We start from the raw sequence: 17,722 nt of genomic DNA, 5'->3' as shown, positions 1-17,722 counted from the left end.
TTGGCCGCGGCCTCCCCCGGGTACCTATGGAGCTATGACCCCCGCCGCCGAGCCCGCGCAGCCCCGCCCGGCCGCCACCGTCCCCTCGTCGTCGTACCGCCTCCAGCTCCAGCCCGGTTTCACCCTCCACGACGCCACCGCCGCCGTCCCCTACCTGGCCGCCCTCGGCGTCTCCCACCTGCACCTCTCCCCGCTGCTGGAGGCCGTCCCCGGCTCCACCCACGGCTACGACACCGTCGACCACACCCGGATCAGCGAGCAGCTCGGCGGCGAGCCGGCGCTGCGCGAGCTGGCCGCCGCCGCGCACCGCCACGGCCTGCGGCTGATCGCCGACGTGGTGCCCAACCACATGGCCGTCCCCGCCCCCGAACGGCTCAACCGGCCGCTGTGGCAGGTGCTGCGCGACGGCCCCGACTCGCCGTACGCGCGCTGGTTCGACATCGACTGGACCGCCCAGGAGGGCCCCGCCGACGCCCCGGGGCGCGGCCGGGTGCTGCTGCCGCTGCTCGGCGACCGGCTCGGCGCCGTCCTGGACCAGCTCACCGTGGACACCGCGGGAACACCTCCCGGCGGCCGGGCCGGGGCGGTGCTGCGCTACCACGAGCACGAGCTGCCGCTGCGCCCCGGCACCGAGGAGCTGCCGCTGCCCGAGCTGCTCGGCCGCCAGTGGTACCGGCTCGCCTGGTGGCGCCTGGCCCGCACCGAGCTCAACTACCGGCGCTTCTTCACCGTCAACGAGCTGATCGCCCTGCGGGCCGAGGACCCGGAGGTGTTCGCCGCCACCCACGCCGTCCTGCTCGCACTGCACGCCGACGGCGTCCTGGACGGCTTCCGGATCGACCACCCGGACGGGCTGGCCGACCCGCGCGGCTACCTGCGGCGCCTGGCGGCGGCCACCGGCGGGGCGTACGTCGTGGTCGAGAAGATCCTCACCGGCGAGGAGCGGCTGCCCGAGGACTGGCCGGTGGCCGGCACCACCGGCTACGACGCGCTGCGCCGGATCGACGGCGTGCTCACCGACCACGCCGGCGCCTGCCGGCTCGCCGGGGCGTACGAGTCCTTCCGGCACGGCGGCCCGGTCCGGGACCTCTGCGCGGACCCGCACCCCGCCGTCGCCGAAGCCCGGCGCGGGCGCGCCGACATGGCCGGGCCGGACGGCGAACTCGCCGCCGAGGTCGACCGGCTGGTGCGGATCGCGCTGCGGATCGGCGCCGCCGAGCCGGCGCACGCCGACCACTCGCCGGGGCAGCTGCGCGCCGCGCTCGGCCGGCTGCTCACCGGCTACCCGGCGTACCGGCCGTACGCCCGGCCCGGCGAGGCGGTCCCGGCCGCCTCCACCCGACAGCTGCGGGCGGCCCTGGACGGCTCCGCCGACCCGACCGACCGGCTGGTGGCCGCGCTCGCGCTCGGCGAGCTGGGCCGCGGCGCGGACAAGGACGAGTTCTGCACGCGCTTCGCCCAGACCGCCGCCGCGGTGGCCGCCAAGGGCGTCGAGGACACCGCCTTCTACCGCTGGAACGCCCTGCCCGGCCTCAACGAGGTCGGCGGCGAACCCGCCCGGCCCGGGCTCCACCCCGCGGACTTCCACGACTGGTGCCACTACCTGGAGCGCACCTGGCCGCACAGCATGACGGTGCTCTCCACCCACGACACCAAGCGCAGCGCCGACGCCCGGGCCCGGCTCGCCGTGCTCGCCGAGCGGCCGGACTCCTGGGCCGCCGAGGCCGCCGCCTGGTCCACCGCCGCGGGCCCGGCCGCGCCCGGTCTCGACCGGGACGCCGACTGGCTGCTGTGGCACACCCTGGTCGCCGCCTGGCCGATCGACCCGGACCGGTTGGTCGCCGCCCTGCTCAAGGCTGCCCGCGAGGCCAAGCTGCACACCTCCTGGACCACCCCCGCCCCCGGCTACGAGCGGGCCCTGGAGCGGCGCGCCCGCTCGGTCCACGCCAACCCCGGGCTGCTCCCCCGGATCGAGGGCGCCGTCCACGCCCTCGCCCCGTACGCCCGCGCCAACACCCTGGCCGCCGCGCTGCTGCACCTCACCGTGCCGGGCGTGCCGGACCTCTACCAGGGCAGCGAGGAGCCGCTGTACACCCTGGTGGACCCGGACAACCGGGGCGTGGTGGACTTCGGCGCGCTCGCGGTGCGGCTCACCGACGCGGCGGCGCCGCGCCCCGGCGACCTCGCCCGGGAGAAGCTGCACCTCACCACCACCGCGCTGCACCTACGCCGCACCCGCCCGCTCGGCCCGTACCGGCCGCTGCACGCCGCGGGCCCCGCCGCCGACCACCTGCTGGCCTTCGCCCGGGGCGAGGACGTCGTCACCGCCGTCACCCGGCTGCCGTACGGGCTGGAGCGGGCGGGCGGATGGCGCGACACCGTGCTGGAGCTGCCGGCGGGCGGGCCGTGGACGGACGAGCCGACCGGGCGGAGCTTCCCCGCGGGCGCGGTGCCGGTGGCGCGGCTGCTGGCGGACCTGCCGGTGGCCTTGCTGACGAGGAGGGGCTGATGCCGCGCTACCAGGTGTGGGCACCGAACGCGGACTCGCGGGTGCGGGTCGAAGTCAACGGCTTCGGCTACGACCTGGCCCGCTGTCCGGACCGGGACGGCTGGTGGTCCGGCGAGGCCCCGGCGGGCGACTACGCCTTCCGGCTGGACGACGGCCCGCCGCTGCCCGACCCGCGCTCGCCCCGGCAGCCGCACGGACCGGACGGGCCCAGCCGCACGGTGGACCACGCCGCGTTCCCCTGGTCGGGGACCGTCCGGGGCGGCCGGGCGCTGCCCGGCGCGGTGCTGTACGAGCTGCACGTGGGCACCTTCACCGCCCGCGGCACCTTCGAAGCCGCCGCCGAACGCCTGGACCACCTGGTCGAGTTGGGCGTGGACTTCGTCGAACTGATGCCGGTCTGCCCGTTCCCCGGCCGGCACGGCTGGGGCTACGACGGGGTCTCGCTCTGGGCCGTCCACGAGCCCTACGGCGGGCCCGAGGGACTCAAGCGCTTCGTGGACGCCGCCCACCGCAAGGGCCTCGGGGTGGTGCTCGACGTGGTGCACAACCACCTCGGGCCGTCCGGCAACCACCTTCCCGCGTACGGCCCGTACTTCACCGACCGCCACCACACCCCGTGGGGCTCGGCGGTCAACCTGGACGCGCCCGGGTCGGACGAGGTGCGCGCCTACCTGATCGGCAGCGCGCTGGCCTGGCTGCGCGACTACCGGATCGACGGGCTGCGGCTGGACGCCGTCCACGCCCTCGCGGACGACCGGGCCGTCCACTTCCTGGAGGAACTCTCTGCGGAGGTGGGGAAGTTGGCGGTCTCCACCAATCGGCCGCTGTTCCTGATCGCCGAGTCCGACCTCAACACCCCGGTCACCACCGCCCCGCCCGAGGCGGGCGGGCAGGGCCTCACCGCGCAGTGGAGCGACGACTTCCACCACGCCCTGCACTGCGCGCTCACCGGCGAATCCCAGGGCTACTACGGGGACTTCGCGCACCAGCCGCTCGCCGCCCTCGCCAAGGCGCTCACCCGCGGGTTCTTCCACGACGGCACCTGGTCCTCCTTCCGCGGCCGCCACCACGGGCGCCCGTTCGCCCCGCCCGGCAACGGCCACCGGCTGCTCGGCTACCTCCAGACCCACGACCAGGTCGGCAACCGGGCGCTCGGGGACCGCGTCTCCACCAGCCTCTCCCCCGGCCGACTCGCCTGCGGCGCGGCGCTGGTGCTCACCTCACCGTTCACCCCCATGCTCTTCATGGGCGAGGAGTGGGGCGCCGCCACCCCCTGGCAGTACTTCACCGACCACACCGACCCGGGCCTCGCCGAGGCCGTCCGGCAGGGCCGGCGGCGGGAGTTCGCCGAGCACGGCTGGGCCGCCGAGGCCGTCCCCGACCCGCAGGAGCCGGCCACCGTGCTGCGCTCGGTCCTCGACTGGACCGAACCCCGGCGCGCCCCGCACGCCGAACTGCTCACCTGGTACCGGACGTTGATCCGGCTGCGGCGCGAACGCCCGGAGCTGTCCGACCCCGACCTCGGCGCGGTGCGGGTGGACTTCGACGAGGCGGCGGGCCGGCTGGTGGTGCACCGGGGGCCGTACCGGATCGCCGTCAACCTCGGTCCGGGCGAGGCCGCGCTGCCGCTCGGGGCCACCGGGCGCGAGGTGGTCGCGGCCTTCGGGGCGGCGGCGCTGGAGGGGGCCGCGACAGCGGAGGGAACGGCGGCGACGGAGACGACCGCGGCGACGGAGGGGACGGCGGTGCGGCTGGCGGCGGACGCGGTGGCGATCGTGCGGGTCTGAACCACCGGCCACCCGGGCCCGAACCACCGGCTACCGGCTACCGGCTACCGGAGGAAGGTCCCGATCCGCTCCCGCAGCGCCGGGGCGTCCAGGCCGTAGGCGGCCAGGTGCTCCGCGATCGAGCCGTAGTGCCGGTGCTCCTCGCGCGGCACGCCCAGGCCCAGCACCCGGTGCGGGCGATCGGCGAGCGCCGCGTGCGCCTCGTTCGCGGAGGTGCCCGCCAGGTACGGCTCGACCAGCACCACGTCCGCCCGGTCGCCGAGCGCCGCGCGCAGCCCGACCGCGTCGAAGGGGCGCACCGTCGCCGCGTACAGCACGGTGACGTCCAAGCCCTCGGTGGCCGCGAGCACCGCGTCCAGCATCGGCCCGACGGCGAGCACGGCCCCGCGCGAGCCCGTCCGGAGGGTGGCGAAGCGGCCCGGCTCGACCGGCACCGCGGCCGCGTTCTGGTGCGCCGAGAGCCGGACGTACACGTTGCGGTCGCCGTCCGCGTAGGCGTGGCGCAGCAGCTGCTCGGCCTCGTCCGGGTGGCCGGGGACGTGGACCGTCCAGTCCGGCAGGGTGTCCAGCAGGGCGACGTCACCAGGGGACATGTGGGTGCGGCCGCCGGAAGGCCAGTCGTACGAGCCGGCCGCGCTCACCAGCACGGCGCCGACGCCCTGGTGAACGAGGTCCAGCTTGACCTGTTCGAAGGGCCGCTCGATCAGGAAGCTGGCGAAGGTGTGGGCGATCGGCCGCATCCCGGTGAGCGCCAGGCCGCCCGCCGCGCCGATCAGGAGCTGCTCGCGGATGCCGACGTTGACCACCCGGTCGGGGTGGTGCCGCTGCGCCGGGGCGAAGGCGGCCGCGGTGATGTCGGCGAGCACCAGGGCCAGCCGGGGGTCCTCGTCCAGCAGGCGGGTGGTCACGGCCACGAAGCGCTCGCGCATGGTGTCCATCGGGGAGGTTCCTTTCGGCGGTGCGGGTACGACGCGTGCGGGTTCCACGGGTGCGGGTAGGACGCGTGCGGGTGAGACGCGTGCGGGTTCCACGGGTGCGGACGGCCGGGCGCTCAGTGGTTCTCCTTGGGCTCGACCCGGGCGACCACCGCGTGCGGGCGGCCCGGGTGCTCCGCGGTGTACGCGCGGTGCAGCGCCTCGTGGTCGCGACCGTCCACCGTCGCGGTCGACCAGCCCTCGGCCGCGAAGCGGCCGGCGATGCCACCCTGCCAGCCGTGCGTGGCCGAGGAGTTGTCGATCACCACCACGTGCAGCCGGTCCAGTCCGTAGGCCCCGGCGAAGGCCACCGCCTCGGCATTGGAGCCCTCGTCGAACTCCGCGTCGCCGACCAGCACCCACACCGCCGGGTCGGTCAGGCCCTGGGCCCGCAGCCCGAGCGCGGTGCCGACGGCCAGCGGCAGGCCGTGCCCGAGCGAGCCGGAGGCGATCTCCACGCCGGGGACCAGCGTGCGGTCCGGGTGGTGGCCGAGCGGCGAGTCGTAGCCGCCGAAGCCCGGCAGCACCGCGGGGTCGAGGAACCCCTTGGCCGCCAGCACGGCGTAGTACGCCATCGGGCCGTGGCCCTTGGAGAGCAGGAAGCGGTCGCGGTCCTGTGCGTCGGCGGTCTCCGGGGTCACCCGCAGCACCCGGTCGTACAGCACCCAGAGCGCGTCCAGGGTGGAGGTCGCGGCGGGGCCGTGCTTCTCGTCGCCGGTCATCAGGCCCATCAGGGCGGGCAGGTCCTCGAAGCGGGTGCCGGTGGCGGTCGTGGCGGTCGCGTTCGTCATCATGACCCCGATCGTGCAACTTAAAGTCGACTTGAGGTCAAGCGGCTACAGTGGGTGCCCATGACCGCCCACCCAGACGGCCGCCGCACCCCCGGGCCGCACCACAGCGATCCGCTCACCATCGGCCAACTCGCCGACCGCAGCGGCCTCGCCGCCTCCGCGCTGCGCTACTACGAGAGCCTCGGCCTGATCCACGCCACCCGCACCTCCGGCGGCCAGCGCCGCTACACCCGCGGCACACTGCGCCGGATCGCCTTCGTCCGCGCCGCCCAGCGGGTCGGCCTCTCCCTGGACGAGGCGAAGGTCGCCCTCGACCGCCTCCCCGAACGCCCGGCCCCCAGCCGTGCCGAGTGGGACCGGGTGGCCGAGTCCTGGCAGGACCGGATCGACGAGCAGATCGCCGAACTCCAGCGGCTCAAGGCCAAGCTCACCGGCTGCATCGGCTGCGGCTGCCTCTCGCTGTCCCGCTGCGCCCTCTACAACGCCGCCGACCGCGCCGGCGCGGCCGGCCCGGGAGCCCGTTACCTGCTCACCCGCGACCCGGACACCGGCCCCGAGCCGGTCCCGTCGGACGTGGAGACCTGCGGAACCCGCCGGGGAGGGCACTGAAAGGCCTTTGCGCCGGCGCCGTTCTCCCACCTACGGTCGGCCCGTGCTTCCCCTGGTGCTGACGGACGAGGAATGGGACGCGGTCGTCCCCGACGAGACGGTGATGCGCCCCGGCGCCGAGGCGCTCTGTGCCCGACTGGGCGTCGGGGGCCTGCCCCTGGAACGCTTCACGGAGGGCTCCGTCCCGGTCTACGCCGTCGGCGACGCGCTCGTGCTGAAGCTGTTCCCGGCCGCCGGCGCCCGGGACGGCATCGTCGAGGAGCGCGTGCTCACCCGGCTGCACGGCGCACTGCCGATCCCCACCCCGTCCGTCCACGCGGCCGGCGAGTACGTCAACGGCTGGCGGCACATCCTGATGTCCCGCCTGCCGGGCGAGGGCCTCGCCCCGGCCTGGCCGCGCATCCCGCGGCCCGACCGCGAGCGGATCGCCCGCGAGTGCGGCGAGGCGCTCGCCGCCCTGCACGCCCTCGACCCGGAGCCGCTCGCCGACACCCTCGGCCCCGGCGACTGGCCGGCCTTCCTGGCCCGCCAACGGGCGGGCGCGGTCGCCCGCCAGCGCGACCGCGGGCTGACGGAGGACTGGCTGGAGCAGATCCCGGACTTCCTCGCCGCCGCCCCGCTCCCCGCCGCCCCCGAACGCGCCCTGTTGCACACCGAGTTCATGCGCGAGCACCTGCTCACCGACCCGGCCGGCGGCTGGCGCCTCACCGGCCTGATCGACTTCGAGCCCGCGATGATCGGCGACCCGGCCTACGACCTGGTCGCCGTCGGGCTCTTCACCACCCGGGCCGACCCCCACCTGCTCGGCCGGCTGCTGGACGCCTACGGCCGCCGCTTCGAGCCCCGACTGCTGATGGCGTACACCCTGCTCCACGTGTACAGCAATCTGCCGTGGTACCTGCGGGAGTTGAAACCCTCGGCGCGGACGCTGGACGCCCTCGCCGAGGAGTGGTTCGGAACGGCCTAGGGTCTGTCGTCGCCCCGCAGGCGCGAGTTCGACGACAGGCCCTGGGGTCTGGGGTCGGTGCGCAGCAGGCTGTAGCGGACGACGTCGCGCCACTCGCCGGCCCGGAAGGTGACCGCGCGCTGCACGCCCTCCCGGGTGAAGCCGAGCTTCTCCAGGACGCGCTGTTCGGCCAGGTTGTCCGCCTCGGTGTCCGCCTCCACCCGCATCACCGGGGAGTGCGCGAACAGGTAGTCCACCAGCAGCCCTTGGGCCCGGGTGCCGATCCCGCGCCCGCGCACGCCCGGCAGCAGCTGCACGCCGATGCTCCAGTACGGGGCGGACGGCCGCACCCCGTTGCGGTTGGCGGCGACGAAGCCTCCGAACTCGCCGTCGACCACGACGGCGAGCATCCACTGCTCCTCCTCCAGCAGCCCGCTCTCCACCCACCGACGGCGGTAGCGCCGCGCGTCCCGCCAGCCGTACCACTGGAACTCACCCAGTGTCTCCGGGTCGTTCACCAGCTCCTCGATCACGGACAGGTCGGCCTCGGCTATCGGGCGCAGGGAGACTGCTTCATCACTCATGCAGGCGCCAACGCCCGAGCGGACGCGGCGGTTCCTCAACCGAGCGGCGGTCGCGGATCGGTGCGCAGCAGGCTGTAGAGAACGACGTCGCGCCATTCACCGGCCCGGAAGAGCTGCGCGCGTTTCACGCCCTCGCGGACGAATCCGATCTTTTCCAGGACGCGCTGCTCGGCCGCATTGGCGGATTCGGTCTCCGCCTCCAGCCGCATCACCGGGGAATGCGCGAAAAGGTGGTCGACGAACAGCCGCTGCGCCCGGGTGCCGAGGCCCCGGCCGCGCGCCCCGGGCAGCAGCTGGGCTCCCATGCTCCAGTGCCAGCCCGTCGGTGCCACGACCTCCCTCATGGCGGCGGCATAGCCGCAGAACTCCCCGCCCACGGTGATGGCTAGCGTCCACTGCTCGTCCGTGAGCAGCCCGTTCTCGGCCCAGACCCGGCGGATCCGGTCCGGCTGCCGCCAGCCGAACCACAGGTGCTCGCCCATGACATCGGGGTCGTTCAGCAGGGACAGGAAGTGCGGGAGGTCGGCTTCGACCACCGGGCGCAGGGTGACGTTCTCTTCGCTCATACCGGCGTCAACGCGATCGACGGCATGACGGTTCCTCAATTACCGGAGGAATTCCGGCCGGAGCGTCCATTGGTCCACGATTTACCGCGCCACGCCTTTCCTTTACTGCGCCGCGCTTTCGTTTACCGCGCCGGGCCGCCTTTTACCGCGGCCTTCGTCAGGCGACGATCGAGCGGGCGAGCCGGAACCCCACGTCGTCGATCCGCAGGGTGGGGTGGCTGCGGCGGCGGACGGAGGCGCGGCAGCTCCAGTGCTCGTCGAACCAGCCGCCGCCGCGCAGGACGCGGTAGTCGCCGTACACCTCGGGGTCGTAGCGGTCCCAGCACCACTCCCAGACGTTGCCGAGCAGGTCGTAGAGGCCGTGGGCGTTCGGGAGCAGCCCGCCCACCTGGTGCGGGCGCTCGCCCGAGTTGCCGCGGTACCAGGCGATCTCGTCCAGCGGGCCGTAGCGCGGGCCGTCCGTGCCGGCGCGGCAGGCGTGTTCCCACTCGGCCTCGGTGGGCAGCCGGTAGCCGTCGGCGGCGCGGTCCCAGGAGACCTCCTCGCCGTCCACCGCGTAGGCGGGTGCCAGGCCTTCGCGCCGGGACAGCTCGTTGCAGTGGTGGACGGCGTCCAGCCAGGAGACGCTGTGCGCGGGTCGGCGGTCGCCGGTCGCGCCCTCGTACTGCTCGCGGGTCACCGGACAGGCGGCCAGTCGGAACGAGGCGACGTCGACGGCCCAACTGCTCCGGGTGCGGCGGTCGGAGAGGGTGACCCGGCCGGACGGAACGGTGATCATCCGGCGATCCTAGTAGGGCCGGGCTCCGCGCCGGGTCAGCTGACCGGCGGCAGCGTCACCGCGATGCCCGCGAGCGCCACCCAGCCGACCAGCGCGGTCCCGCCGGCGGCCCAGGCGAAGCGGGCCGCCGGGCGGCCCCACTCCCGTCCCCTGGCCCGCTGGAACCCGGCGCTCAGGCCGGCGATCGCGGTGACCGGCAGGGCGAGGAAGGCCAGGTAGACCGTCCCGTACCAGAACGGAACCGCGAAGATCATCCCCAGGAACGCGAACGGGGCCGACACCAGCGCCACCACGACGCCGGCCACGGTGCAGGCGACGCGCAGCCGCTTCGGGTCGGAGAAGAAGGGCGGCACGAAACAGACCACGAGGCACAGCAGCGCGGGCAGGAGGAGGAGCATCCCCCCTGTCCCGTAGCCCATCGCGAGCAGGCTCGTCGGCAGCAGGAACGCCCCGGCCCCCAGTCCGGACAGCCACCGGGCACTGACCGGCACCGCACCCATGCTTCCCCCCGCACGTGGATCCGTTCGAACGCGTTGGAAGCTAGCACGCGGCGGTGTGGAGCCGCACCGGGCGGTCATGGCCGCACGGGCGGCCGGACCGATAATGGACCGGACGATTCCGTGGGTGAGAGGTGGCGCATGGCCGGCAGGTTGCGGGTGCTCAGGAAGCAGAACCGGCTCAGCCTGGAGGCACTCGCCGAGCAGGTCGGCGTCACCAAGAGCTACCTCTCCAAGGTCGAGCGCGGTATCAGCGACCCGTCGATCTCGACGGCGCTCAAGCTGGCCCACGCCCTCAACGTCGACGTCGGCAGGCTCTTCTCGGACGAGGTGGAGCCCGAGCTCGTCACCGTCGTCCGGGCCGGCGAGCGCACCCCGGTCGGCTCCGGGGCGGGCTCCGGCGTCTCCCGTTACGAGGGCATCGCGACCGGGCTCAGCGGCAAGCGGATGGTGCCGTTCGTGATGTACCCGCCGATCGAGTCGGCGGACTCGCCGTTCAAGTCGCACACGGGTGAGGAGTTCTTCTTCGTCCACGCGGGCACCGCCGTGCTGGAGTTCCCCGAGCGGAGCGTCGAGCTCGGCCCCGGGGACAGCGTGTACTTCAACTCGGCGCTGCCCCACCGCTGCCGGAGCACCGGGGCGGAGCCGGCCGAGATCCTCGTGGTCATCCACGACGACCCGGACGGCTCCTCGGAGCGGGTTCCCACGCTGCCCTGACGGGCCCCGGCGCACCGCCCGGGGCCCGCGCGGGGCCGGCGTCACGCAGGCGTCAGGCCTTCGGTGCCGCGTCGGCCGCCGGGGCGACCCCCGCCGCGGACAGCAGCGCGGCCAGCTGCGCCGTCCCCGCCTCGTCCAGCGGCAGCAATGGGCGCCGCGGCTCGCCGACGTCCAGGCCGCGCAGCGCCAGGCCCGCCTTCACCGTGGTCGGCAGACCCCTGCCGACCAGGAACCGCAGCACCGGCAGCTGCCGCTGGAACACCCGGCGGGCCGTGTCGAGGTCACCGCCGCGCACCGCCCGGTACAGGTCGAGGGTGAGGTCGGGGATGAGGCAGGGCGCCGCCGTGCACCAGCCGGCCGCGCCGGCCGCGAACGCCTCCAGGGCCAGCGGGTTGGAGCCGTTGTAGAACGGCAGGGCGCCGTCGGACAGCTGGGCGAGCCGGTGCATCCGCTGGATGTCGCCGCTGCTCTCCTTGACCATGGTGATGTTCTCCACCTGGTCGACCAGCCGGTGCAGGAGTTCCGGGCCGAGGTCGACGCCGGCGGTGGCGGGGTTGTTGTAGATCATCAGCGGGATGCCGATCGCGTCGGCGATCTCGGTGTAGTGCCGGGTGACCTCGCGTTCGTCCAGCCGCCAGTACGAGAGCGGCAGCACCATCACCACGTCGGCGCCGGCCCGTTCGGCGAACCGGGCGCGGCGGACGGCGCTGCGGGTGGTGAGGTCGGCGATGCCGACGACGGTGGGCACCCGGCCGGCGACGGCCGCCACCGACGCCTCGGCGACGGTGTACCACTCCTGGTCGTCGAGGTAGGCGCTCTCGCCGGTGGAACCGAGCGGGGCGATGGCGTGGCAGCCGGAGCGGACCAGCCGGTCGATCAGCTCGGTGAGCCGGGCGAGGTCCGGGCCGCCGTCGGCGGCGGAGAGCGGGGTCACCGGATAGGCGATGATCCCTTCGAGGGTGGTGGCGGGCATCTCAGGAGTCCTTCCGGGTGACGAGGGCGTCGCCGTGGCCGGCCCGCAGGGCGCGGCGGGCGTAGTAGGCGAAGTTCGCCTGGCCGCGCTTGGGGGTGGAGATCCAGTCGTGCGCCTCCCTGGCGAGCAGGTCGGGGATCTCCTGGATCTTCCCGGCGGCGCCGGCGAGGAGCTGGAGCTCGGCGGCCCGCTCGAAGAGCAGGGCCAGGGTGCACGCCTCCTCGACGGTTCCGGTGGCGACCAGCTGGCCGTGGTGGGCGAGCAGCAGGGCGCGCTTGTCGCCGAGGGCGGCGGAGATGATCTCGCCCTCCTCGTTGCCGACCGGGATGCCGGGCCACTTCTCCAGGAACGCGCAGTCGTCGTACAGCGGGCACAGGTCCATGTGCGAGACGACCAGCGGGGTCTCCAGCATCGAGAGCGCGGAGATGTGCAGCGGGTGGGTGTGGATGACGCAGTTGACGTCCGGGCGGGCCCGGTAGACCCAGCTGTGGAACCGGTTGGCCGGGTTGGCCATCCCCTCGCCCTCCAGGACGTGGAGGTCCTCGTCGACGAGGAGCAGGTTGTCCTCGGTGATCTCGTCGAAGCCCAGGCCCAGGCGCTGGGTGTAGTAGGTGCCGGGGCGTTCGGCCCGGGCGGTGATCTGGCCGGCCAGTCCGGAGTCGTGGCCGGCGTCGAACAGGATGCGGCAGGTCAGGGCCAGTTTCTGGCGCACCGTCCAGCCGTTGTCGGGGATCGCGGTCCGCATCCGGTGATGGGCCAGGTTCACCAGGTCGGTCTTGTCCGTGTCGAACGTGTCGGTCTTGCCCGTGTCGAACGTGTCGGCCATGGCCGTGGTTCTCCTTCGCTCTGCGCGGCGGGGGGACACGTCATTCACTTTAGGACACCTTGTGTCCTCGCGTCGACGGTTCACCCTCACCCGTCCGACGGACACGCCCCGCCCGTACGCGCCGCCCGTACGGGCCACCACGGACGCCGGCCCGTGAGCGCGGCAGCGCGCGGGCCCGTCCGCACGGGAAGTCGGACGGGCCGACCTCCCGTGCGCGGGAGGGCGCCGCGCTACGCCCCGGCCGCCCCGAGGGTCACCGTGCACAGCCGCTTGGTGGCGCGGGTGAGGGCGACGTACAGGTCCCGTTCGCCCGCGGGCCGGGCCGCGACGATCCCGTCCGGGTCGACCACCACGGCCTCGTCGAACTCCAGGCCGCGCGCCTCCGACGCCGGGACCAGCCGGGCGTACCGCTCGACCCCCGCGGCCGCCAGTTCCGCCACCCGGCCGTCCGCGCAGACCACTCCGAGCAGCTCGCCCGGATGCGCGGCGGCCTGCGCCCGCAGCTCGCGGACCAGCTCGGCGGCCAGCCGCTGCGGCGCCACCGCGACGGACCGGGGCTCGTCACCGCGGCGGATCGACCGGACCGGCGGCTGCCCCGGGGCGATCCGGCCGAGCAGTTCCGCGGTGGTCGCGAGGATCTCCTGCGTGGTCCGGTAGCTGACGGTCAGCGTCCGCAGGTCGAAGCGGCGGCCGAGGTGCGGGGCGAGCGCCTCGTTCCAGTCCCGCGCCGTCGCCACCGGGCCCGCCTGCGCGAAGTCGCCGACCAGCGTCATCGAGCGGCCCGGGCACCGGCGCACGACCATCCGCCACTGCATGGCCGTCAGCTCCTGCGCCTCGTCGACGACGACGTGCCCGAAGGCCTGCTCGGGCGGCCCGTCGACCAGGCTCGCCGCCTCGTCGAGCAGCGGCACGTCGGCGTCGGCCCACGGCGCGCCGGGCGTGCGCAGCAACGACGCCCGCTCCCCGTCGGTGAGGTGCGGCAGGTGCGCGGCCAGTGCCTCGGCGTCGGCCAGCAGGGCGTCGACCACCCCGCCGGGCACGAGCCGCGGCCAGAGTTCCTCGACGGCCCGGTCCACGTGCGCGTCGTCCAGCAGCGCGGCCCGGACGGCGTCGGCGTCGAACTCGTCGGCCCCCGTCGCGGGTCGGTCGTCGATGCCGAGGTTGCGCAGGTCCCGGGCCGCCATCCGGTCGAAGTCCACGCCGGTGAGCTGCGCGACCTCGGCGTCGATCCGCTCCAGCGTCTCGGCCATGCCCCGGGCCAGCGCGCCGGTCAGGGCGTCCACCAGCAGCTCCAGGAACAGCCGGCGCGCCCGGTTGTGGGCGAGGCCGCTCGCCCGCGCCGCCTCCCGCGCCCCGGCGACCTCCCCCTCCTCCAGGCGGACCCACTCCTGCCCGACCCGGACGGTGAAGTCCCCGTCCGGGGCCTGCCGCGCGCGGACCGATTCGGCCAGTGCGCCGGCCAGTTCGACACCGCCCTTGAGGCGCGCCGCCCCGAACCCGTCCACGGTGACCGACCGGATGCCGGCCAATTCCTCGCACGTCGCCAGCACGACGTCGTTCTCCCCGAGCGAGGGCAGCACCTGGGAGATGTAGTCGAGGAAGCGCGCGTTCGGCCCCAGCACCAGCACGCCGCGCTCGGCCGCCTTCGGGAACGCGTACAGCACGTACGCGGCGCGGTGCAGCGCCACCACCGTCTTTCCGGTGCCCGGGCCGCCCTGCACCACCGTCACCCCGCGGTGCGACGAGCGGACGATCGCGTCCTGCTCGGTCTGGAGCGTGGCGACCGCCGTCCCCATCCGGCCCGTGCGCCGCTCCCGCAGCGCCGCCGCCAACGGGCCGTCGCCGACGACGTCCCCGGCGGCCGGCTCCGATCCGTCCAGCAGTTCGTCGCTCACCCCGACCACCGTGCGGCCCGTCAGGCTCAGATGACGGCGCCGCCGCAGCCCCAGGGGGTGGACCGGCGTCGCCTCGTAGAAGGCCCGCGCCGCCTCCGCCCGCCAGTCCACCAGCAACGGCAGCTCGTCCTCGTCCCGTTGCAGGCCCAGCCGCCCGATCCGCAGCACCGTCCCGTCCGCCAGGTCGATCCGGCCGAAGACCAGCCCGCCCTCGGCCCCCTCCAGCCGGCGCACCTCACCCGCCAGCCGCCCGGCCGCCACCTCCCGCTCGTACACCTCGCCCGCGCTGTCCGCCGCCGACGCGAGCACCCGCCCCAACTGCGCCCGCGCCCCGGCGAGCCGCTCGTCGAACAGCTCGCCGATGACGGACACCTGCGCCTGCTCCAACTCCGCCTGCTGCGCGGCGTGGTCATGGATCTGCGACAAGGAAGAGTCTCCTCTCGGTTCGACCCGCCACTATGCAGAGGTCGTCCGAGGAAGTAAATGTTGACTTGTCCGGCACGGATGTGGCCTTCCGTTCCCCGGCCCGGCATTCCTCCGGAGGAAATTCCACGACGGCCTCCCGGGGCCCCCTCCCCGCCCCGCGAGAACGCCCCTTCCCGGCCCGCGCCGGGGGCGCCGGCAGGTGGCCACCCGGGCCCGGAACACCCGGTGGGGCCACAACTCCGACAGCCCCAACAGGCCGCTGCGGAGCGGTTCTTGGGACCGGAGCGCCGGCCCGCCGGACCGCCTGGGCTCGGCGGAATGAACCGTACGATCCGCACCACCGAAGACGTCCTCGCCCTCCTCACGGCGCTCTTCCGGCGAACTCCCGGACACTGACCGGCCTTCCGGGCCCCGGCCGGCATCCCCGGCACCGACCGGCTTCCCGGCGCGCCGCCGTCAGTCCCGTTCCCGCCCCACCGCCGCCTCGTACGCCAGCAGCGTGTCCACCACCAGGCGCCGCTGCGCCGTGTCGAGCGGCCCGAGGGCCGTGCGCCAGGCGGCGGCCCCCGGGGCGAGCCAGGCCTCGATGGCGGGCAGCCGGGCCGGGGTGATCGCGACGATGCGGCGCCGGCGGTCGGCCTCGTCCTCGCGCCGTTCGAGGACGCCCTGCCGGCCGAGGTCACCGACCATCAGGCTGACCGTGGTGGGGGCGACCTCCAGCCGGGCGGCGAGGTCGTTCACGCCCATCGGCCCGTCCAGCAGCAGGAGGGCCAGCAGCGACAGGTGACGGGGCGCCAGCGAGAGGCCGCGCAGCGGTTCGGGGGCGGGGATCCGCTTGGCCCGCCCGACCAGCCGGGGCATCAGCAGCAGCATCGACCGCACGGCGTCGTCGAGCCCCTCCCCGGTCGACGCCCGCGCGTTCCGCGGCTCCCTCTCGGGCGTTGACATCGCCCACCCCTCTCCAATTACCTTTGATACCAAAGCTGTTTTACGTGCAAAGTGAACCGTCAGCCCATGGTACGAACGACGAACCGAGCCGAACGGAGCTCCACCATGCCGCACCTGAGCCTGCACATCCGCGAGGAGTCCCTCGATCCCCAGGTCGAGCCCGCGCTCATCGCCGGCCTCACCGAGGCCGTCACCTCGGTCTTCGGCGAGCGGGTCCGCCCCCTGGTCGCGGTCGAGCTGATCGGGATCCCCCAGCGCCGCCGGGGCATCGGCGGGCTGCCGACCGACGAGGTCGCGCCGGTGGTCGTCCTGAGCATGCGGGAGGCGGCCTACCACCTGCCGCAGGTCCCCGACGCGCCCGCCCGGCTGGTCGCGGCGGCCACCGGGGCGATCACCGGCGTGCTCGGCGAGGCCGTCGGACGGCAGACCGTGGTCACCCTCGACGGCGTTCCGGCGGGCCGCTCCGGCATCGGCGGCCAGGTCGCCTGACCCGGCCCACGCCTCCGGAGCCGTCGCGCGCGCCCAGGGTGCGGGTCGGCCCGCCCGACCCGGCCCGCACCTCCCGATCCGCCGCACGCACCCTGCGCACCCGCCCCCACCAGCCAGGATGCGCCGCCCCGGCCCGCGCGCGGCTGCCGTCACACGCCCCGGGAACCCCTCGCGCCCCGTACACCGCTCCCACCACAGGCGGTCACATTCACCCCATTGGCCCCACCGGCCCCAAAAGGAATCCGGGCCTCCGGCCGGAACCCGGCTTTGCGACCGGCGGCCCGGTGGCATAGGTTTCGACCGCCGTCGACACGCCATCGACCCTGACCGCCCATCAATCACGGGGCGGGCAGCGGGGCGAGGAGCCAGGCGGCCGCATGCACAGGGGGAGGAGCCGCCATGCCGCACGCCCGCGACCACGGGCCGACCGGGCGGTGAGGACGGACGGCGCCGCGCACCAGCGGCCCACGGCCGATGCGCGCCCGACCCCGACCAACGCCACCGGACATCCGAGGAACCGTCAGTTGCGCACCACCAGAGTCGTCACCGCCACCGCCGCAGCCCTCCTCTGCCTGGGCGCGCTCAGCGCCTGCGGGCCGGACAACGGCAGTCAGGACGCCACCCCCACCATCCCCGCCACCACCGGGCCCAGTGTCAACCCCAACAAGCCCACCGGGTCCGACAAGGGCATTCCGGACAAGGCCTGGATGGACACCAAGAGCATCCCGATGGACGAGAGTTACCACTACACGCCGCTGGCGGCCAACGCCAAGCAGGTCTCCGGCCCGGTCCTGTTCAAGGGCATGGAGCTGTGCCGCGCCGCGATCGCCAAGGACGAGGAGCCGCTGTTCACCGGCACCGCCGCCGCGCGGGCCTCGGTCGGCTTCGGCGGGGACCGCTGGACGGCCCAGCAGACCCTGCTGTTCCACGGCGACCCGACCCGCAGCAGCGGCACCAAGCAGAGCACCAACCTGGCCGAGGGCCATCTCACGGAGGCGCTCAAGAACTGCGCCAAGACGGCGCCCGGCGCCACCGTGAAGGTCGACAGCGCCCCGGACGCGCCCTACTTCGCCGCCGTCCTGACCGTCCCACAGGCCGACGGCGGCACCGTCACCCTGCACGAGTACGTGGTGAGCGACGGCGGCGTGGTCAGCGAGCTGGCCGTCTGGACCACCACCAAGGCCGGGGCCCAGCCCAAGGACGCCTGGAAGGCCCCCGAGGACAAGTACGTCGGCACCGGCATGACCGCGCCGATGTGCGAGGCCTTCCCGGGCTGCGACGGGCACTGACGCCCACCGGGCGCCGACCCCCTCCAGGGTCTGACGCCCGCCGGGCAGCGACGCCGAGCGGGCACCGGCAGCACCGGTGCCCGCGGCACCTCGCAGACGGCCGCCCGGTCCGTCCGGA

17 protein-coding genes are annotated in these 17,722 nt (G+C 74.7%); 7 read left to right on the top strand and 10 right to left on the bottom strand.

Annotation, left to right across the window (positions count from 1 at the left end):
- Positions 1-34 precede the first annotated feature (34 nt).
- Positions 35-2,509, top strand: a complete 2,475-nt coding sequence (gene treY / locus ABZ449_RS28540; RefSeq protein ID WP_360351705.1) for a malto-oligosyltrehalose synthase — start codon at positions 35-37, stop codon at positions 2,507-2,509.
- Complete coding sequence (treZ, locus tag ABZ449_RS28535) at positions 2,509-4,296, top strand: malto-oligosyltrehalose trehalohydrolase (RefSeq protein ID WP_360351703.1); 1,788 nt, start codon at positions 2,509-2,511, stop codon at positions 4,294-4,296. The genes treY and treZ overlap by 1 nt, the downstream gene beginning before the upstream one ends.
- A gap of 44 nt (positions 4,297-4,340) precedes the next feature.
- Here treZ and ABZ449_RS28530 read toward each other — a convergent pair whose 3' ends face one another.
- Both ABZ449_RS28530 and ABZ449_RS28525 read right to left on the bottom strand, forming a co-directional pair.
- Positions 4,341-5,234: a transketolase C-terminal domain-containing protein gene (locus tag ABZ449_RS28530; protein ID WP_360351700.1), complete on the bottom strand. Its 894-nt coding sequence runs from the start codon at positions 5,232-5,234 to the stop codon at positions 4,341-4,343.
- 113 nt (positions 5,235-5,347) lie between these two features.
- A complete protein-coding gene (locus tag ABZ449_RS28525; protein WP_360351749.1) occupies positions 5,348-6,061 on the bottom strand; it encodes a thiamine pyrophosphate-dependent enzyme in 714 nt (237 codons plus the stop codon).
- Positions 6,062-6,121: 60 nt separating this feature from the next.
- Between ABZ449_RS28525 and soxR the strand changes: the two genes are divergently transcribed.
- Together soxR and ABZ449_RS28515 are read left to right on the top strand one after the other, a co-directional pair.
- The gene (soxR, locus tag ABZ449_RS28520) at positions 6,122-6,670 is read left to right on the top strand and encodes a redox-sensitive transcriptional activator SoxR (protein ID WP_360351697.1); all 549 of its coding nucleotides are present in this window, start codon (positions 6,122-6,124) and stop codon (positions 6,668-6,670) included.
- A 43-nt stretch (positions 6,671-6,713) separates the two neighbouring features.
- The gene (locus tag ABZ449_RS28515) at positions 6,714-7,637 is read left to right on the top strand and encodes an aminoglycoside phosphotransferase family protein (protein ID WP_360351694.1); all 924 of its coding nucleotides are present in this window, start codon (positions 6,714-6,716) and stop codon (positions 7,635-7,637) included.
- On the opposite strand, the gene ABZ449_RS28510 is transcribed toward ABZ449_RS28515, so the two are convergent.
- The 4 genes from ABZ449_RS28510 to ABZ449_RS28495 form a co-directional block, all read right to left on the bottom strand.
- Positions 7,634-8,200: a GNAT family protein gene (locus ABZ449_RS28510; RefSeq protein WP_360351691.1), complete on the bottom strand. Its 567-nt coding sequence runs from the start codon at positions 8,198-8,200 to the stop codon at positions 7,634-7,636. The genes ABZ449_RS28515 and ABZ449_RS28510 overlap by 4 nt on opposite strands.
- A 35-nt stretch (positions 8,201-8,235) precedes the next feature.
- Positions 8,236-8,766 (bottom strand): GNAT family protein, encoded by a 531-nt coding sequence (locus ABZ449_RS28505; RefSeq protein WP_360351688.1) that lies wholly within the window; start codon positions 8,764-8,766, stop codon positions 8,236-8,238.
- A 157-nt stretch (positions 8,767-8,923) separates the two neighbouring features.
- A complete protein-coding gene (locus ABZ449_RS28500) occupies positions 8,924-9,544 on the bottom strand; it encodes a formylglycine-generating enzyme family protein (protein WP_360351685.1) in 621 nt (206 codons plus the stop codon).
- A 35-nt stretch (positions 9,545-9,579) separates the two neighbouring features.
- Positions 9,580-10,035, bottom strand: a complete 456-nt coding sequence (locus ABZ449_RS28495) for a hypothetical protein (RefSeq protein ID WP_360351682.1) — start codon at positions 10,033-10,035, stop codon at positions 9,580-9,582.
- A 147-nt stretch (positions 10,036-10,182) separates the two neighbouring features.
- On the opposite strand from ABZ449_RS28495, the gene ABZ449_RS28490 reads away from it, so the two are divergent.
- Positions 10,183-10,758 (top strand): XRE family transcriptional regulator, encoded by a 576-nt coding sequence (locus ABZ449_RS28490; RefSeq protein ID WP_360351679.1) that lies wholly within the window; start codon positions 10,183-10,185, stop codon positions 10,756-10,758.
- A 52-nt stretch (positions 10,759-10,810) separates the two neighbouring features.
- Here the strand turns inward: ABZ449_RS28490 and ABZ449_RS28485 are convergent, their stop codons facing one another.
- From ABZ449_RS28485 to ABZ449_RS28470, 4 genes are all read right to left on the bottom strand, one after another.
- Positions 10,811-11,731 carry a dihydrodipicolinate synthase family protein gene (locus ABZ449_RS28485; RefSeq protein ID WP_360351676.1) on the bottom strand — a complete coding sequence of 307 codons (921 nt, stop codon included), beginning with the start codon at positions 11,729-11,731 and terminating at the stop codon, positions 10,811-10,813.
- Position 11,732: 1 nt separating this feature from the next.
- Entirely contained in the window at positions 11,733-12,557 is an 825-nt protein-coding gene (locus ABZ449_RS28480; protein ID WP_360351673.1) for an aldolase, read from the bottom strand.
- Positions 12,558-12,787: 230 nt separating this feature from the next.
- Positions 12,788-14,878, bottom strand: coding sequence for an AAA family ATPase (locus tag ABZ449_RS28475; RefSeq protein ID WP_360351670.1), 2,091 nt, complete (start codon positions 14,876-14,878; stop codon positions 12,788-12,790).
- Positions 14,879-15,334: 456 nt separating this feature from the next.
- The gene (locus ABZ449_RS28470; protein ID WP_360351667.1) at positions 15,335-15,826 is read right to left on the bottom strand and encodes a MarR family transcriptional regulator; all 492 of its coding nucleotides are present in this window, start codon (positions 15,824-15,826) and stop codon (positions 15,335-15,337) included.
- 105 nt (positions 15,827-15,931) lie between these two features.
- Between ABZ449_RS28470 and ABZ449_RS28465 the strand changes: the two genes are divergently transcribed.
- Together ABZ449_RS28465 and ABZ449_RS28460 are read left to right on the top strand one after the other, a co-directional pair.
- Positions 15,932-16,315, top strand: coding sequence for a hypothetical protein (locus ABZ449_RS28465; RefSeq protein ID WP_360351664.1), 384 nt, complete (start codon positions 15,932-15,934; stop codon positions 16,313-16,315).
- A gap of 524 nt (positions 16,316-16,839) precedes the next feature.
- Positions 16,840-17,604, top strand: coding sequence for a hypothetical protein (locus ABZ449_RS28460; protein WP_360351661.1), 765 nt, complete (start codon positions 16,840-16,842; stop codon positions 17,602-17,604).
- The last annotated feature ends 118 nt before the right edge of the window (positions 17,605-17,722 follow it).

The organism is Kitasatospora sp. NPDC005856, assembly GCF_040629945.1.
Classification (GTDB): Bacteria; Actinomycetota; Actinomycetes; order Streptomycetales; family Streptomycetaceae; genus Kitasatospora.
The sequence above is the reverse complement of the archived record's forward strand: the minus strand, read 5'-3'. Positions and strand labels throughout refer to the sequence as shown.

Bases quoted from the DNA above. Each gene is read 5' to 3' on its own strand.
- treY (WP_360351705.1), top strand. From the start codon at position 35: ATGACCCCCGCCGCCGAGCCCGCGCAGCCCCGCCCGGCCGCCACCGTC.
- treZ (WP_360351703.1), top strand. From the start codon at position 2,509: ATGCCGCGCTACCAGGTGTGGGCACCGAACGCGGACTCGCGGGTGCGG.
- ABZ449_RS28530 (WP_360351700.1), bottom strand. From the start codon at position 5,234: ATGGACACCATGCGCGAGCGCTTCGTGGCCGTGACCACCCGCCTGCTG.
- ABZ449_RS28525 (WP_360351749.1), bottom strand. From the start codon at position 6,061: ATGACGAACGCGACCGCCACGACCGCCACCGGCACCCGCTTCGAGGAC.
- soxR (WP_360351697.1), top strand. From the start codon at position 6,122: ATGACCGCCCACCCAGACGGCCGCCGCACCCCCGGGCCGCACCACAGC.
- ABZ449_RS28510 (WP_360351691.1), bottom strand. From the start codon at position 8,200: ATGAGTGATGAAGCAGTCTCCCTGCGCCCGATAGCCGAGGCCGACCTG.
- ABZ449_RS28505 (WP_360351688.1), bottom strand. From the start codon at position 8,766: ATGAGCGAAGAGAACGTCACCCTGCGCCCGGTGGTCGAAGCCGACCTC.
- ABZ449_RS28500 (WP_360351685.1), bottom strand. From the start codon at position 9,544: ATGATCACCGTTCCGTCCGGCCGGGTCACCCTCTCCGACCGCCGCACC.
- ABZ449_RS28490 (WP_360351679.1), top strand. From the start codon at position 10,183: ATGGCCGGCAGGTTGCGGGTGCTCAGGAAGCAGAACCGGCTCAGCCTG.
- ABZ449_RS28485 (WP_360351676.1), bottom strand. From the start codon at position 11,731: ATGCCCGCCACCACCCTCGAAGGGATCATCGCCTATCCGGTGACCCCG.
- ABZ449_RS28480 (WP_360351673.1), bottom strand. From the start codon at position 12,557: ATGGCCGACACGTTCGACACGGGCAAGACCGACACGTTCGACACGGAC.
- ABZ449_RS28470 (WP_360351667.1), bottom strand. From the start codon at position 15,826: ATGTCAACGCCCGAGAGGGAGCCGCGGAACGCGCGGGCGTCGACCGGG.
- ABZ449_RS28465 (WP_360351664.1), top strand. From the start codon at position 15,932: ATGCCGCACCTGAGCCTGCACATCCGCGAGGAGTCCCTCGATCCCCAG.